Consider the following 12074-nt stretch of genomic DNA (forward strand, 5'->3'; position numbering starts at 1 on the left):
GGAAGGTCTTCTCTGATTTTGCGGAAACAATATTGGCAAGGTGCCATCATTGTGCCGCTACTCGAGGAAGACCTGCTGATATGGGTCAAGGATGCTGTTGTTTTGTTGTTGATCCAACTGCCCGTATGGCAGGCTGCAAGCTACAGGTTTGAGGCTTGCTGCTAACCCGGCAATCCAAAAAACGCCCGCGCGCATGCCGTCGTATGTTCGGCCAGGTCCTGTTCGCTCTCTTCCCGATGCACCGCCACTTCCCGCAGAACTTCTGTTAAGTAAGCCGGTTCATTACGACCGTTTTTCGGTTTTGGTCGCAAGGTCCGCGGCAGCAAGTACGGCGCATCGCTTTCAAGCATCAGGCGACCCCGGGGAATATCCCGCACCAGCGGGTGCAAATGGGTACCGCGGCGCTCGTCGCAAATCCAGCCCGTGATACCGATGTGCAAGTCCAGGTCCAGGTAGCTGAACAGCGCCTTCTTTTCTCCGGTAAAGCAGTGCACCACCGCAGCGGGCAAGTGGTCGCTATAGTTGCGCAGGATTTCCAGCAGACGCTGACTGGCATCACGTTCGTGCAGGAACACCGGTAACTGCAGCTCTACCGCCAGCGCCAGATGTTCTTCCAGCACTTTCTCCTGTTGCGGGCGCGGTGAGAAATCGCGGTTGAAGTCCAGCCCGCATTCACCCACGGCACGCACGTTGGGGTCTTTGAGCAGGGCCAGTAAACGCTGGGCACTGTCGCTGTTCCAGTCACTGGCCGAGTGCGGGTGAATCCCCGCTGTGGCGAACAGTCGCTGACTGCTCTGGTCAAGCTCGCGACACAGTTGCAAGGCCAGTTCACTGCCTTCAATGCTGGTGCCCGTGAGGATCAGTTGCGCCACGCCAGCCGCGTAAGCACGGTCTAAAACCGCCTGGTGTTTGCCGTCGAAGCTAGGGTTGGTCAGGTTGACGCCGATATCGATGAGTTGCATGGTGCTACCTCAGGCCACAGGCCGAGAAGCATATCAGAGCTGTAGATTTATAAGAAAAACCAAGAACTACAGACAGTTATGGTTGTCTTTGAATGCCGCAACAACGCAATGCCCGGTTTTCTACAGGACGCATTGACTGTATTGCGCGCTGTTCCCAGCGCTTAAATCCCCCAAAAGGGGCACCGGTTGTCGGGTAATCCGACACGGCGCCGGGCTGTATTCTTTCCGGAGAACGGATGACAAGACCAACACTATTGATTGCGCTGTGCCTGATGCTGCTGCCACTACCGGTACTGGCGCGCCTGGCCGGACCGTTACAGGTCGGGCAGCCCAGTCAGGTCCGCGATCTGGCGCAAATCCGCAGCAGTCAGGTGTTACGGGTGCTGGTCAACCAAAGCCGCAATAGCTCGGGAGAGGTGCAAGGCCAGGCGATCGGTGTTGAATATCATCGGTTGCACGCATTCGAGCGCTACCTCAATGGCCACGCCCGCGATGGCCAGGAAATCACCCTCAAAATCATCCCCAAAGCCAAGGATCAACTGCTGGGCGCCTTGTCCCGTGGTGAAGGTGATCTGGTAGCCCCGGGCGAGTTGCTCGACTTTAAAGCCAACCATGCCATCAGCCCCAGCGACCCGATCGTCGATGACGTGCCTTTGCTGCTGGTGGGGGTCAAGGGTGAGCGCAGGTTCAGCCGTTTCGAACAGCTGTCAGGCCGGACTGTGACATTGACCACCGGCAGCGCAGCCGGAGCGGCGGTCAACATGATCAATCAGAAGCTGGCCCTGCGAAAACTGCCGGCGGTAAAAATCGAATGGGTGGACCCCAGCCTGGCCGTCGAAGATGTGCTGGAGATGGTTCAGGCCGGTATTTTTCATCTGACCATTGTTGAGCGACCTATTGCCGAACGCTGGGCGACCTTGATGCCCAAGCTGCGTTTTGACCGCAAGGTACTGGTCAGCGAACCTGCTGCCATGCGCTGGTATGTGCGCCGTGATGCATCGATGTTGCGTGCCAGCATTGACCGCTTTGTGCTGAGCTACAAGGCCCCGTCCGATCAGGACCTAGCCTTCGAGCGGGTGTACCGACGCTTGTATCGAGTGCATTACCCGTTGGCCCGGGCCGATCGCCAGAAGCTTGAAAAGCTGCGGCCGATTCTGCAAAAGCACGCGCGCCAGCAGGGGATGGACTGGTTGAACCTGGCGGCGCTGGCGTTCAAGGAGTCAACCCTTGACCCTGATGCCCGGGGCTCTGGCGGGGCTACGGGGTTGCTGCAAATTACCCCTTCGGCTGCCCAGAGAGTGGGGGTCAGCAACATTCAGAATGTAGATAACAATGTGCAAGCAGGGGCCAAGTACCTGGCGATGATCCGCCGCAAGTTCTTTGCCAGCCCCAAGCTCAATGAGCGTGAGCGCATGGCTTTTGTGCTGGCGGCCTACAACATGGGCCCGGAACGTGTGCAGGGTATGCGGGCCGAGGCCAGGCGGCGTGGTTTGAACCCTGATCAATGGTTCTTCCAGGTCGAGCGGATTGCCATGGAGCAGGTTGGAATGGGTGCGGTCAGCTATGTTAATAGTGTGAATAAATACTATTTGGCCTTCGACCGGGAGCGTGACTCGCTGGAGCCAGTAAAGCCTGAGCTGGTCTCCCGGAAATGATCGGATAATTTGATTGTTATGTCGGGTTTATTCGACTTTTAACATGATGAAAACTGATTAGTATGGCGAGCATTCCCCACCTGATGATCTAAAGGACTACAGCATGAGCAAATTGATCCAAACCGTTTTGGGCACCCGTGCAGGCTATGGCCTGACAGTGTTGCGGGTTTTCGTGGGCATTATTTTTGCTGCCCATGGCTCACAAAAACTCTTCGGCTGGTTCGGTGGTGGTGGACTTGCCGGTACTGCGCAATGGATGGAAAGCATTGGCCTGACGCCGGGCACCTTGATGGCACTGCTGTCTGGCGGCACCGAGTTTTTTGGCGGCCTGGCCCTGATTGTCGGTTTGCTGGCCCGTCCGGCTGCCCTGGGCCTGTCATTCACCTTGCTGGTGGCGATTTTCTCGGTGCATATCCATAACGGTTTGTTCATGGCCAATAATGGTTATGAGTTTGCCCTGGCGCTGTTGGGCGGTACGGTGGCCGTGCTACTGGAAGGCGCGGGCAAGTTGTCCATCGATGGTGCTATCGCCAAATAAAGTGCAACGTTCGCTAAAAGGCCCGCTGCAAGCGCAATGCTGTTCACTTGAACCACTGCTGTCTCAACTGTAGGAGCGAGCTTGTCTCGCGATGTTCTCGAGAACATCGCGAGACAAGGTTGCTCCGGCAAAGGCAGGGTTTACTTGTGTGAACAGCATTGCGCCGCAAGCGGGCCTTTTTCGTTGTACGGGATTGTTGACAGCTACAAGCCGGTTTATCTAGGATGTTTTCTTGCGCCGATTTAAACAGCTACTTGCGGGGCGCCAGAGGGTTGCAAGACCTTCTAAGAGGCTTGAAGCAGGCCTCGAAATACCGCTAAAGCGCTGGTTCGGTGTTGCCTCTCACCTGCCACGCAGAACCTTGAGGCGGAGAACCGAAACATGAGTCAGACGCGTCCCCTTGTACGTCTTGAGCCGATCACGGCCAATCTGAACCTGCGCAATCCAAAAATCCTTCTGAGCGGTAAACATCAGCCCACGCTGCTGCGTTATCTGGACGGCTGGCCGCGTCGCAAAGGCCGGGCTTCGGCGTTTCTGATTCAGTTTGTCGAAGAAGGTGACAGCCTGGCACGCTTTGCCAGCAACAGCTTCGATCTGGCAGTGATTCAATCCCCCAGTGCCGAGAACGCCGAGCTGGTGATTGGCAACCTTACCCGTGTGTCGCGTCAGGGCCTGATCACTCTGCGCTGAAGTCAGGGATATTCAATCGCCACGATGTACACCCACTGTTCACCGGTGGGTGTTTGCACCTGTACTTCAGCATCCAGCGATTTTCCGATCAGCGCCCGGGCCAGGGGCGAGTCGATACTGATCAGGCCCTGTTTGAGGTCCAGCTCGTCGGGGCCGACGATGCGGTAGCGCGACTGCTTTGCGTCTTCATCTTCAATTGTGACCCATGCCCCGAAGTAAACCTTGTTCGGGTCACTGGGCTTTTCGCTGACGACCTTGAGGCTTTCCAGACGCTTGGTCAGAAAGCGCACGCGACTGTCGATTTCGCGCAGCATTTTTTTGCCGTAAGTGTATTCGGCGTTTTCCGAACGATCGCCCTGGGCCGCAGCCTCGCTGACCGACTGTGTGACTTGCGGTCTGCGCACGTGCCACAACTCGTGCAGCTCGGCACGCATTCGCGCTTCACCTTCGGGGGTGATCAGCGCGGTGCCGGCAGGGCGGGGAGGGCGATAGCGGCTCATGGGCATCCGTTGGCATATGAAAAACGCGAGTCTATCAGCCCTCGCGCAACACGGTTAGCGGGCTGGCATTAAGTGCCCGGCGGGTGCCAAACACCCCGGCACCACCGACCATCAATGCCCCTAGTACAGGCAGCAGCAGCAACCACGGGTGTGGATGCCATGGCAGGTCGAAGGCGAAGCGATACAGCACCAGGCTCACCAGCTCGGTGCCCAGGGCGGCCAGTAAACCGCTGGTAGCACCCAGCAGGCCGAACTCTATGCGCCGGGTTTTGATCAACAGTTGCCGTTCTGCCCCCAGGGCCCGCAGCAAGGCGCCTTGGCGGATACGCTCGTCCAGGGTGGACTGCAAACCGGAGAACAGCACTGCCATACCGGCAGCCAGGACAAACAGCAGCACGTATTCCACGGCGATGGTGACTTGCGCAAGGATGCTGCGCAGCTGCGCCAGCAGGGCTTCGATAGGCAGAATGGTCACGGCCGGAAAGCTGCGCGACAGATCGATGATTTCCCGGTCATGACCCGGGGCCAGATAAAAACTGGTGAGATAGGTGGCGGGCAAGTCCTGCAAGGTGCCCGGCTGGAAGATCATGAAGAAGTTCGGCTGGAAATTGTCCCAGTTGATGCTGCGCAAACTGCTGACCTGGGCCTCGCGATTGACCCCGGCAACGGTAAAGACCAGGTGATCGCCCAGTTTGAGTTTCAGGCTTTCGGCTACTTTTGCCTCCACTGACACACCGGGTACATCGCCCCCCGGCTGAGCTGTCCACCATGTGCCCGCAGTCAGCTGGTTGCCGGCAGGCAGGTCGGCGGCCCAGGTCAGGCTCAGGTCGCGCTGGATCGCTTTGTCGCCAGGGGAGTCTTTGCTGACGAGTTCCTGCACGGGCTCGCCATTGATACTGATTAAGCGTCCGGGCACCACCGGGTACAGTGGCGCCGCCTGCGCTTGCAGTTCGTGCAGGCGCTTGCTGAAAGCGTCTTTATCCGCTGGCAGGATGTTCAGGGCGAAGTAGTTGGGGGCATCTTTGGGCAACTGGTTTTGCCAGGTGTCGAGCAGCTCGCCACGCAGCAGGGCAATCAACGCCATCGACAGCAGAATCAGGCCAAAGGCCAGGGCCTGACCGGCAGCGGCCAGTGGATGGCGCAGTAACTGGCCCAGCCCCAGACGCCACGGCAACGAGGCCCCGGCCAGCAGGCGGCGAAGGCTTTGCAGGCCCAGCAGCAATAGACCGCCGAGCACCAGCGCGGCAATTATGCCACCGCCGAGCAGGGCGAACGTCAGCACCAGATCGAGGCTCATGCGCCACATGATCAGCCCGAGTGCCAGCAAGGCGGCGCCGTAAACCGTCCAGGTACTGGCCGGGATCGGCAATATGTCACGGCGCAATACCCGTAGCGGCGGGACGCGCCCCAGCGCAGCCAGTGGCGGCAAGGCGAAACCGGCCAGTGCTACCAGCCCGGTACCCATCCCGGCAATGGCCGGCATCAGGCCGCCGGCCGGCACATCGGCAGGCAATAAATCATGCAACAGTGCAAACAAACCAAGCTGCGCCACCCAGCCGAGCAGAGCCCCCACAAGGCTGGCCAGCAAGCCGAGTACCGTTAGTTGCAGGGTAAACAACCAGAGGGTTTCGCGCCGGGACAGGCCCAGACAGCGCAGCAGGGCGCTGGCATCAAAACGTCGATTGGCAAAGCGGGTTGCAGACAACGCCACTGCGACGCCAGAGAGCAGCACCGCCACCAGACTGGCCATATTCAGATAACGTTCGGCCTTGCCGAGCGCGCCGCCAATCTGCTGGTTGCCATCACGCCCGTCCAGCAGGCGCTGGTTGGCGTCGAGGCCGGGTTTGATGACCTGGCGATAGGATTCAAGAGCCGGGGCGTCACCGCGCCACAGTTCGCGAAAGCTGACCCGGCTGCCGGGCTGTACGATACCGGTGGCGGCGAGGTCGTCCAGGTTGATCAGTACCCGTGGGGTGAGGCTGTAGAAGTTGCCGGCGCGGTCTGGCTCGTAGGTCAGGACGCGGGTGATACGCACAGTTTTGGAGCCGACATCGATGGGGTCGCCGACTTTCAGGTCCAGGGCCGTCAGCAGTCTGGCTTCTGCCCAGGCTTCCCCGGGCGCGGGGCCACCGCCGGGTTGTTCCTCGGCGTAGGGTTGCGCTGCGCTTTTCAGCTCGCCCCGCAAGGGGTAAGCACTGTCAGCTGCCTTGATGCTGGACAGCTGAATGCCGTTGTCAGTGGCGATGACACTGGAAAACTCCACGACCCGGGCGTGTTGCAGGCCCAACTCCCTGCCCACCCTGATTTGCTCTTCACGTGCCGGTGAGCTGCCATCGAGCACCAGGTCGGCGCCCAGAAACTCGGTGGCACGCAGTAACATCGCGCCATTGAGGCGGGCACCGAAATAGCCGATGGCCGTGCTGGCGGCGACGGCGACCAGAAGCGCAAAAAACAGCACGCGTAACTCCCCGGCGCGGGCATCGCGCAGGAGCTGGCGCACAGCGAGGCTGAACAGGCGCAACAGCGGCAAGCGTGCCATCAAGGCTCCAGGGGGCCGACCAAATGGCCGGCTTCAAGACGGATCAGGCGCCGGCAACGATGGGCCAGGCGTTCATCGTGGGTCACCAGCACCAGGGTGGTGCCACGCTCCTTGTTCAATTCGAAGAGCAGCTCGGTAATGCGCTCACCGGTGTGACTGTCCAGATTGCCGGTGGGCTCGTCGGCAAACAGTACGTCCGGGTTGGCGGCAAATGCCCGGGCTATGGCTACCCGTTGCTGTTCGCCACCGGAAAGCTGGCGCGGCGAATGGCTCAGGCGTTGCCCCAGGCCGACCCGTTCCAGCAGGTGGCGGGCGTGCTCGCGAGCATCTCTACGGCCCTCGAGCTCCAGCGGCAACATGACGTTCTCCAGCGCATTGAGGCTGTCGAGCAACTGGAATGACTGGAACACAAACCCGACGTGTTCGGCTCTGACGCGTGCGCGCTGATCTTCGTCCAGACTGCTGAGGGCACGTCCGGCCAGAATCACTTCGCCCTGGCTTGGCAGGTCGAGGCCGGCCAGCAGGCCCAGGAGGGTGGATTTTCCGGAGCCCGATGCGCCCACGATCGCCAGACTGTCGCCCTTGTTCAGCTCAAGGCTCAAAGGGTGCAGGATGGTTAGTTCGCCTTCCGCGCTGGGGACCACTTTGCTAAGGTTCTGCGCGGTGAGAATACTTTCGCCCATGGAGAATCCAATGCGTGTGTGGTTTTTAAGTGCTGCCCTGGCCCTGATGTGTATGGCACAGAATGCAGCGGCAGGAACAATCTTGATTGTTGGCGATAGTATCAGCGCGGCTTTCGGCCTGGATACCCGTCTGGGGTGGGTGTCGTTGCTGGAGCAGCGGCTCAGGCAGCAAGGCTACGATGACCAGGTGATCAATGCCTCGGTCAGCGGTGACACCAGTGCAGGAGGGCTCGCGCGGCTGCCGGCACTGCTTGCAGAGCATAAACCCGATGTGGTGATTGTCGAATTGGGCGGTAATGACGGCCTGCGCGGCCAGTTACCGGCGCAATTGAAACAAAATCTTGCTGGCATGATTGATCAGTCCCTGGAGGCGGGGGCCAAAGTGCTGCTGTTGGGCATGCAGCTGCCGCCTAATTATGGTGCGCGTTATACAACGGCGTTTGCCCGGGTCTACAGCGAGTTGGGGGAGGAGAAAAAGGTCGAGCTGTTGCCATTTTTCCTCGAGGGTATCGGTGGTCATCCTGAGCTGATGCAGGCCGATGGCATACATCCGGCGGTCGGAGCGCAGGGCCGTTTGCTGGATAATGTGTGGCCGGTGCTAAAACCGCTGCTTTGATGCTTTTCTAGTTGCAGTGTTTCGGCTAAGGTGGCGCCCCCCCGATTTGGAGCCCCTGATGTCGCGTCCTGCCTGGTCTTTATATGCCTATCAACTGATCGAGCCCGATGAGCAGCTCGATTTGTTCGCCTGCCAGGAGGTACGGGTGCATCTGGTGACGCGCCAACTGGAGCTGGGAGGCACCATTGACCGCACGTTATGCGGCTCGTTGCTGCCTGCGCAGCCACGTTGGTCAGATGTCACGCGCAAGGTCTTCCAGGACCACCGGCTGTGCCCGTTGTGCCGGGCAATCATCGAGTCGCAACGCCGCGGCACCGAGCCGATCTGGCCTGAATTGCGCTTTGAACTATGATCTAACTTGTCTGGCACCTGAACCGGCCCACGATCACCGTGGGCGCGGTGTACACTCCCTTTTTTATCCCCGTTGATTATGCGAAGGATGTTCCGGATGTTGTCGCGCCTACCTGCAGTCACCCGCTACCTGTCAGTTGCCGCATTGTGTGTTGCGGGTCCCGTTTCTGCGCTTGAATTCCCGCTGCCACCGCCGGGTGAAGATGTGGTGGGTGAGGTGCAGGTGATCAAGGGCAAGTACGAGGACTCCTTTGCCGATCTGGGCAACCAGTACGAACTTGGGTACTCGGAAATGATCGCGGCCAACCCGGGGGTGGACGCCTGGTTGCCGGTCAAAAAGAATCCGGATGGCACGCTTGTCGATACCAATATCGTGTTGCCGACCCAGTTCATCCTGCCGCCGGGCAAGCGTGAAGGGATTGTGATCAACCTGGCAGAGTACCGGCTGTACTACTTCCCCAAGGACCAGGACAAGGTTTACACCTTTCCGCTGGGGATCGGACGCGAAGGTTGGGGCTCGCCTCTGGGGTTCACCAAGGTCACTGCCAAGACGCCTAACCCGACCTGGACGCCGCCGGCTTCGATCAAGGCCGAACACGCCAGGAACGGCGACCCGCTGCCCAACGTGGTGCCTGCAGGGCCGGATAACCCGCTGGGGCCCTTCAAGTTCACGCTCGGCATGCCGGGTTACCTGATCCACGGCTCGAACGCAAAGTTTGGCATTGGCACGGGTACCAGCCATGGCTGTTTCCGCATGCTTAACAAGAACGTGCTGGAAATGGCGCAAATGGTGCCGGTGGGAACCCCGGTCAGAATCATCAACGAACCCTACAAGCTGGGTTTGAGTGGTGGCAAGGTCTACCTTGAGGTTCATGAGCCGCTGAATGTCAAAGATGGCTCTCTGGTGGCCGTCAGCGACAAGTCGCATTTGACCCCTGAAGACTTGCAGAACAAGTACGCGGGGTTTATCAACTTTTTGCTCAAGCACAAAGACCTGGAGAACAGCATTCAGATCGACAAGGACAAAGCCTTCCCTGTTGTGGGTGCCGAGACCGGTATCCCGGAAGAAATAGGCGTTGCTAATTCAGCTGAGCCAGTTGGCCAGTCGCTGGATTACGTGCAGTAAATTCACGTTAAAAAAAACCGCCACGGTTAATGCCCTGGCGGTTTTTTATTGCCCGCTTAGTTGCGGGCAATAAAAAAGCCGACCCATAAATGGGTCGGCTTGATAATAACCCCGAAGGATTATTACTTGCGGCTTGCTTTTTCAAGCATGCGCAGAGCACGTTCGTTAGCTTCATCAGCAGTCTGCTGTGCTTTTTGAGCAGCAGCCAGAGCTTCGTCAGCTTTACGGTATGCTTCGTCAGCACGAGCCTGGGAGCGAGCTGCTGCGTCTTCAGTTGCAGTCAGGCGGGCTTCAGTTTCTTTAGATACGCTGCTGCAACCGGTAGCCAGAACTGCGGCCAATGCCAGAGCAGAGAATTTCAGAACGTTGTTCATCGTGTTCCCCTTCAAGGACTTTCTATTTGAAGCTGCTCCTTCAAAGCGAGGAAACAGCCGGCGTACATACTACCCATTACTTGTAGTAAGTAAACTGACCTAGCGCAAGAACCAAAAAAAATATTTGGCAATCAATGCGGATGGACTAGCTTTAACAGATTGTGCTTGAAAAACAGCCAGTTTAAAGCCCTGGCCGCGGATCGAGCCCGCCGCTTGATGGCGTGACTTTAAGTTCGGTTGTGCGTCATAGGCTTAACTTTCAGAAAAATGTTAAGGGTGCTGGCAAGTTATCGGGCTGGCCACAGGTTTGGTGTCCATAGCGTACCCCTGATGGCGAAGTGGTTCCCTCGGCACAAAAACAACAGTAATGTAGAGGTCACGGTTCAAGACCCGCTAAGGAGCAATGATGAGCGAGGCGTTGTCTATCCACCATGACCAGGCAGGTCACCAGTTTGAGACCACTGTCGACGGTCATCGTGCTTACCTGACCTACATGGATCTGGGCAAGCAGACTCTGGATATCTATCGCACCTTTGTACCCAATGCCTTGCGTGGCCGGGGTATTGCGGCAGCATTGACGGAGCAGGCGCTCGATTACGCCGAAAAGATGGGATACGAAGTGATTCCCTCTTGCTCTTATGTAGAGCGTTATATGGAACGTCACAAGCGTGCCCAGGCGAAAACCTGAAACCAGACTCACAAAAACGCCGGGCCAACAGCCCGGCGTTTTTTTGTGGGCCGCAAAACCCTGATCGAACCCCGACGGCCTACTCAGTCCGCCATCTTGATCAATGCCCCCAGCGCCCGATCCCAGATCTGGCGCGTGCGTACCCACACCAGTTCTTGCCAGTCGCTGTCGGCCGGACAGAACTGTTCAAGCAGTTGCAGCTTGATCTGACGCGCCTGCGGGCTGTCCAGGTCGCCGTGCAGATGCAGCCACTGGTCATCGCGCAGAACACTGTGAACCTGCTCGCCAGGATAGGTGCCGCATTCAATTACAAAGGGCATCAGGCGCACCCGGGGCAGGGCGTCGATGATTGCTTGCGAGGCATATCCGGTGGCCGTCGCGGCAACCCCGGTAGCGCTTTGGCTGTCGGCGCCGGTGATCAGGGTGAATAACCATGGACCAAACAGCTGCCGGGCATCGGCAAGCGCCGGATAGGCAGCCTGGGCGATGGTCAGCAGCATTGGATGACCATAATCACCCGCGCCGGTATGCAGGTCGAAGCACATGGCGACGCTGGCGCTGGCAAGGTGCTCGCGCAAAATTTCGTGCAGCGTCCGGTTAGACCAACTGGCACTCTTGCCGCCATAAAACAGTCCGTCGGGATGGCGATACTGGCCAGCCTCGACAATCGACATCACGGCCGGCCAGCCCTCACCCTGCACCCGCTCATTGAGCCGGGCGTCGGCCTGTTCCCGGTGCGGGCCGCGTAATTGATCGCAGGTGTAGATGGCATGCAGCGCCTCATACGCCTGGTTGTCCGGCGGTGCCTGGCTGAAATCCAGAAAATTGCGGTTCAGGTCGATATTGTCTTCATTGACCCGGCGTATCCACGCGGTGCCCCACGGGTTGATCAGGTGAATCATCAACACCGCCACGTCGTCAGGCAGGGTTTGCGGGTTGAATGTCTGCAGCCACCGGCTTTGGCAATCCGAGCCATAAAAGCCTTCGACCCCATGGGTGCCGCTCAGGGCGATCAACAGGTGTTTTGCCTGGGGGTTGCCGATCAGTGCGACATCGGTGCCCAGGGCTTCGCCAAACGGACCGCACAGGGGGTGAGGATAGTGGTACAGGCGTGCGCCTGCCGCAGTGGCGGCGGCCAAAAACTGTTCACGTTGGCGGGTAAAGCTGCGGTGTGACGGGAAACCTGTGCTCATGCTGCTCTCCTGTCTATGAACGCGCCGTGGCATTCAGGCGTCCGCAAAGAAATGGGGGCAGGCGGTGGCCGGGGTGAAGCAAGCAGATGGCTGGTGCCGGCGAGTGCCGGCTCCGGTGTTACGCGTCCATCCCTTGGCGGGGTGAGCAGGCCCGCCCCG

At 58.9% G+C, this 12074-nt stretch carries 13 protein-coding genes; 7 read left to right on the forward strand and 6 right to left on the reverse strand.

Annotated features, from left to right (window positions below):
- Nucleotides 1-161: 161 nt before the first annotated feature.
- A complete protein-coding gene (locus JQ845_RS06855; RefSeq protein ID WP_203008801.1) occupies nt 162-962 on the reverse strand; it encodes a TatD family hydrolase in 801 nt (266 codons plus the stop codon).
- Nucleotides 963-1198: 236 nt separating this feature from the next.
- On the opposite strand from JQ845_RS06855, the gene JQ845_RS06860 reads away from it, so the two are divergent.
- From JQ845_RS06860 to JQ845_RS06870, 3 genes are all read left to right on the forward strand, one after another.
- Nucleotides 1199-2617, forward strand: coding sequence for an MltF family protein (locus tag JQ845_RS06860; protein WP_203008802.1), 1419 nt, complete (start codon nt 1199-1201; stop codon nt 2615-2617).
- A 103-nt stretch (nt 2618-2720) separates the two neighbouring features.
- A complete protein-coding gene (locus JQ845_RS06865; RefSeq protein WP_010656997.1) occupies nt 2721-3155 on the forward strand; it encodes a DoxX family protein in 435 nt (144 codons plus the stop codon).
- A gap of 381 nt (nt 3156-3536) precedes the next feature.
- The gene (locus tag JQ845_RS06870) at nt 3537-3845 is read left to right on the forward strand and encodes a hypothetical protein (protein ID WP_003446797.1); all 309 of its coding nucleotides are present in this window, start codon (nt 3537-3539) and stop codon (nt 3843-3845) included.
- A gap of 2 nt (nt 3846-3847) precedes the next feature.
- On the opposite strand, the gene greB is transcribed toward JQ845_RS06870, so the two are convergent.
- Genes greB through JQ845_RS06885 form a run of 3 tightly spaced genes read right to left on the reverse strand, consistent with a single transcriptional unit; the run spans nt 3848 to nt 7567 of the window.
- A complete protein-coding gene (gene greB / locus JQ845_RS06875; protein ID WP_010656996.1) occupies nt 3848-4345 on the reverse strand; it encodes a transcription elongation factor GreB in 498 nt (165 codons plus the stop codon).
- Nucleotides 4346-4379: 34 nt separating this feature from the next.
- Entirely contained in the window at nt 4380-6884 is a 2505-nt protein-coding gene (locus JQ845_RS06880; RefSeq protein ID WP_203008803.1) for an ABC transporter permease, read from the reverse strand.
- A complete protein-coding gene (locus tag JQ845_RS06885) occupies nt 6884-7567 on the reverse strand; it encodes an ABC transporter ATP-binding protein (protein ID WP_003446806.1) in 684 nt (227 codons plus the stop codon). Before JQ845_RS06885 ends, JQ845_RS06880 begins: the two co-directional genes overlap by 1 nt.
- A 10-nt stretch (nt 7568-7577) precedes the next feature.
- Here JQ845_RS06885 and JQ845_RS06890 point away from each other — a divergent pair, with 10 nt between their 5' ends.
- From JQ845_RS06890 to JQ845_RS06900, 3 genes are all read left to right on the forward strand, one after another.
- A complete protein-coding gene (locus tag JQ845_RS06890; RefSeq protein ID WP_003446808.1) occupies nt 7578-8183 on the forward strand; it encodes an arylesterase in 606 nt (201 codons plus the stop codon).
- A gap of 58 nt (nt 8184-8241) precedes the next feature.
- Nucleotides 8242-8535, forward strand: coding sequence for a hypothetical protein (locus JQ845_RS06895; RefSeq protein WP_003446817.1), 294 nt, complete (start codon nt 8242-8244; stop codon nt 8533-8535).
- Nucleotides 8536-8631: 96 nt separating this feature from the next.
- Nucleotides 8632-9660 (forward strand): L,D-transpeptidase family protein, encoded by a 1029-nt coding sequence (locus JQ845_RS06900; protein ID WP_003446819.1) that lies wholly within the window; start codon nt 8632-8634, stop codon nt 9658-9660.
- A gap of 122 nt (nt 9661-9782) precedes the next feature.
- Here JQ845_RS06900 and oprI read toward each other — a convergent pair whose 3' ends face one another.
- Entirely contained in the window at nt 9783-10034 is a 252-nt protein-coding gene (gene oprI / locus JQ845_RS06905) for an outer membrane lipoprotei OprI (protein WP_003172710.1), read from the reverse strand.
- A gap of 406 nt (nt 10035-10440) precedes the next feature.
- Here oprI and JQ845_RS06910 point away from each other — a divergent pair, with 406 nt between their 5' ends.
- Nucleotides 10441-10722, forward strand: coding sequence for a GNAT family N-acetyltransferase (locus JQ845_RS06910; RefSeq protein WP_003446831.1), 282 nt, complete (start codon nt 10441-10443; stop codon nt 10720-10722).
- Nucleotides 10723-10805: 83 nt separating this feature from the next.
- On the opposite strand, the gene JQ845_RS06915 is transcribed toward JQ845_RS06910, so the two are convergent.
- Nucleotides 10806-11915, reverse strand: coding sequence for a DUF2817 domain-containing protein (locus JQ845_RS06915; protein WP_203008804.1), 1110 nt, complete (start codon nt 11913-11915; stop codon nt 10806-10808).
- Between the last annotated feature and the right edge of the window lie 159 nt (nt 11916-12074).

The organism is Pseudomonas paraversuta (assembly GCF_904063065.1).
GTDB classification, from domain to species: domain Bacteria; phylum Pseudomonadota; class Gammaproteobacteria; order Pseudomonadales; family Pseudomonadaceae; genus Aquipseudomonas; species Aquipseudomonas paraversuta.

Coding starts and splice junctions, on each gene's coding strand:
- JQ845_RS06895 (WP_003446817.1), top strand. CDS start 8,242: ATGTCGCGTCCTGCCTGGTCTTTATATGCCTATCAACTGATCGAGCCC.
- greB (WP_010656996.1), bottom strand. CDS start 4,345: ATGAGCCGCTATCGCCCTCCCCGCCCTGCCGGCACCGCGCTGATCACC.
- JQ845_RS06910 (WP_003446831.1), top strand. CDS start 10,441: ATGAGCGAGGCGTTGTCTATCCACCATGACCAGGCAGGTCACCAGTTT.
- JQ845_RS06865 (WP_010656997.1), top strand. CDS start 2,721: ATGAGCAAATTGATCCAAACCGTTTTGGGCACCCGTGCAGGCTATGGC.
- oprI (WP_003172710.1), bottom strand. CDS start 10,034: ATGAACAACGTTCTGAAATTCTCTGCTCTGGCATTGGCCGCAGTTCTG.
- JQ845_RS06900 (WP_003446819.1), top strand. CDS start 8,632: ATGTTGTCGCGCCTACCTGCAGTCACCCGCTACCTGTCAGTTGCCGCA.
- JQ845_RS06885 (WP_003446806.1), bottom strand. CDS start 7,567: ATGGGCGAAAGTATTCTCACCGCGCAGAACCTTAGCAAAGTGGTCCCC.
- JQ845_RS06880 (WP_203008803.1), bottom strand. CDS start 6,884: ATGGCACGCTTGCCGCTGTTGCGCCTGTTCAGCCTCGCTGTGCGCCAG.
- JQ845_RS06890 (WP_003446808.1), top strand. CDS start 7,578: ATGCGTGTGTGGTTTTTAAGTGCTGCCCTGGCCCTGATGTGTATGGCA.
- JQ845_RS06870 (WP_003446797.1), top strand. CDS start 3,537: ATGAGTCAGACGCGTCCCCTTGTACGTCTTGAGCCGATCACGGCCAAT.
- JQ845_RS06915 (WP_203008804.1), bottom strand. CDS start 11,915: ATGAGCACAGGTTTCCCGTCACACCGCAGCTTTACCCGCCAACGTGAA.
- JQ845_RS06860 (WP_203008802.1), top strand. CDS start 1,199: ATGACAAGACCAACACTATTGATTGCGCTGTGCCTGATGCTGCTGCCA.
- JQ845_RS06855 (WP_203008801.1), bottom strand. CDS start 962: ATGCAACTCATCGATATCGGCGTCAACCTGACCAACCCTAGCTTCGAC.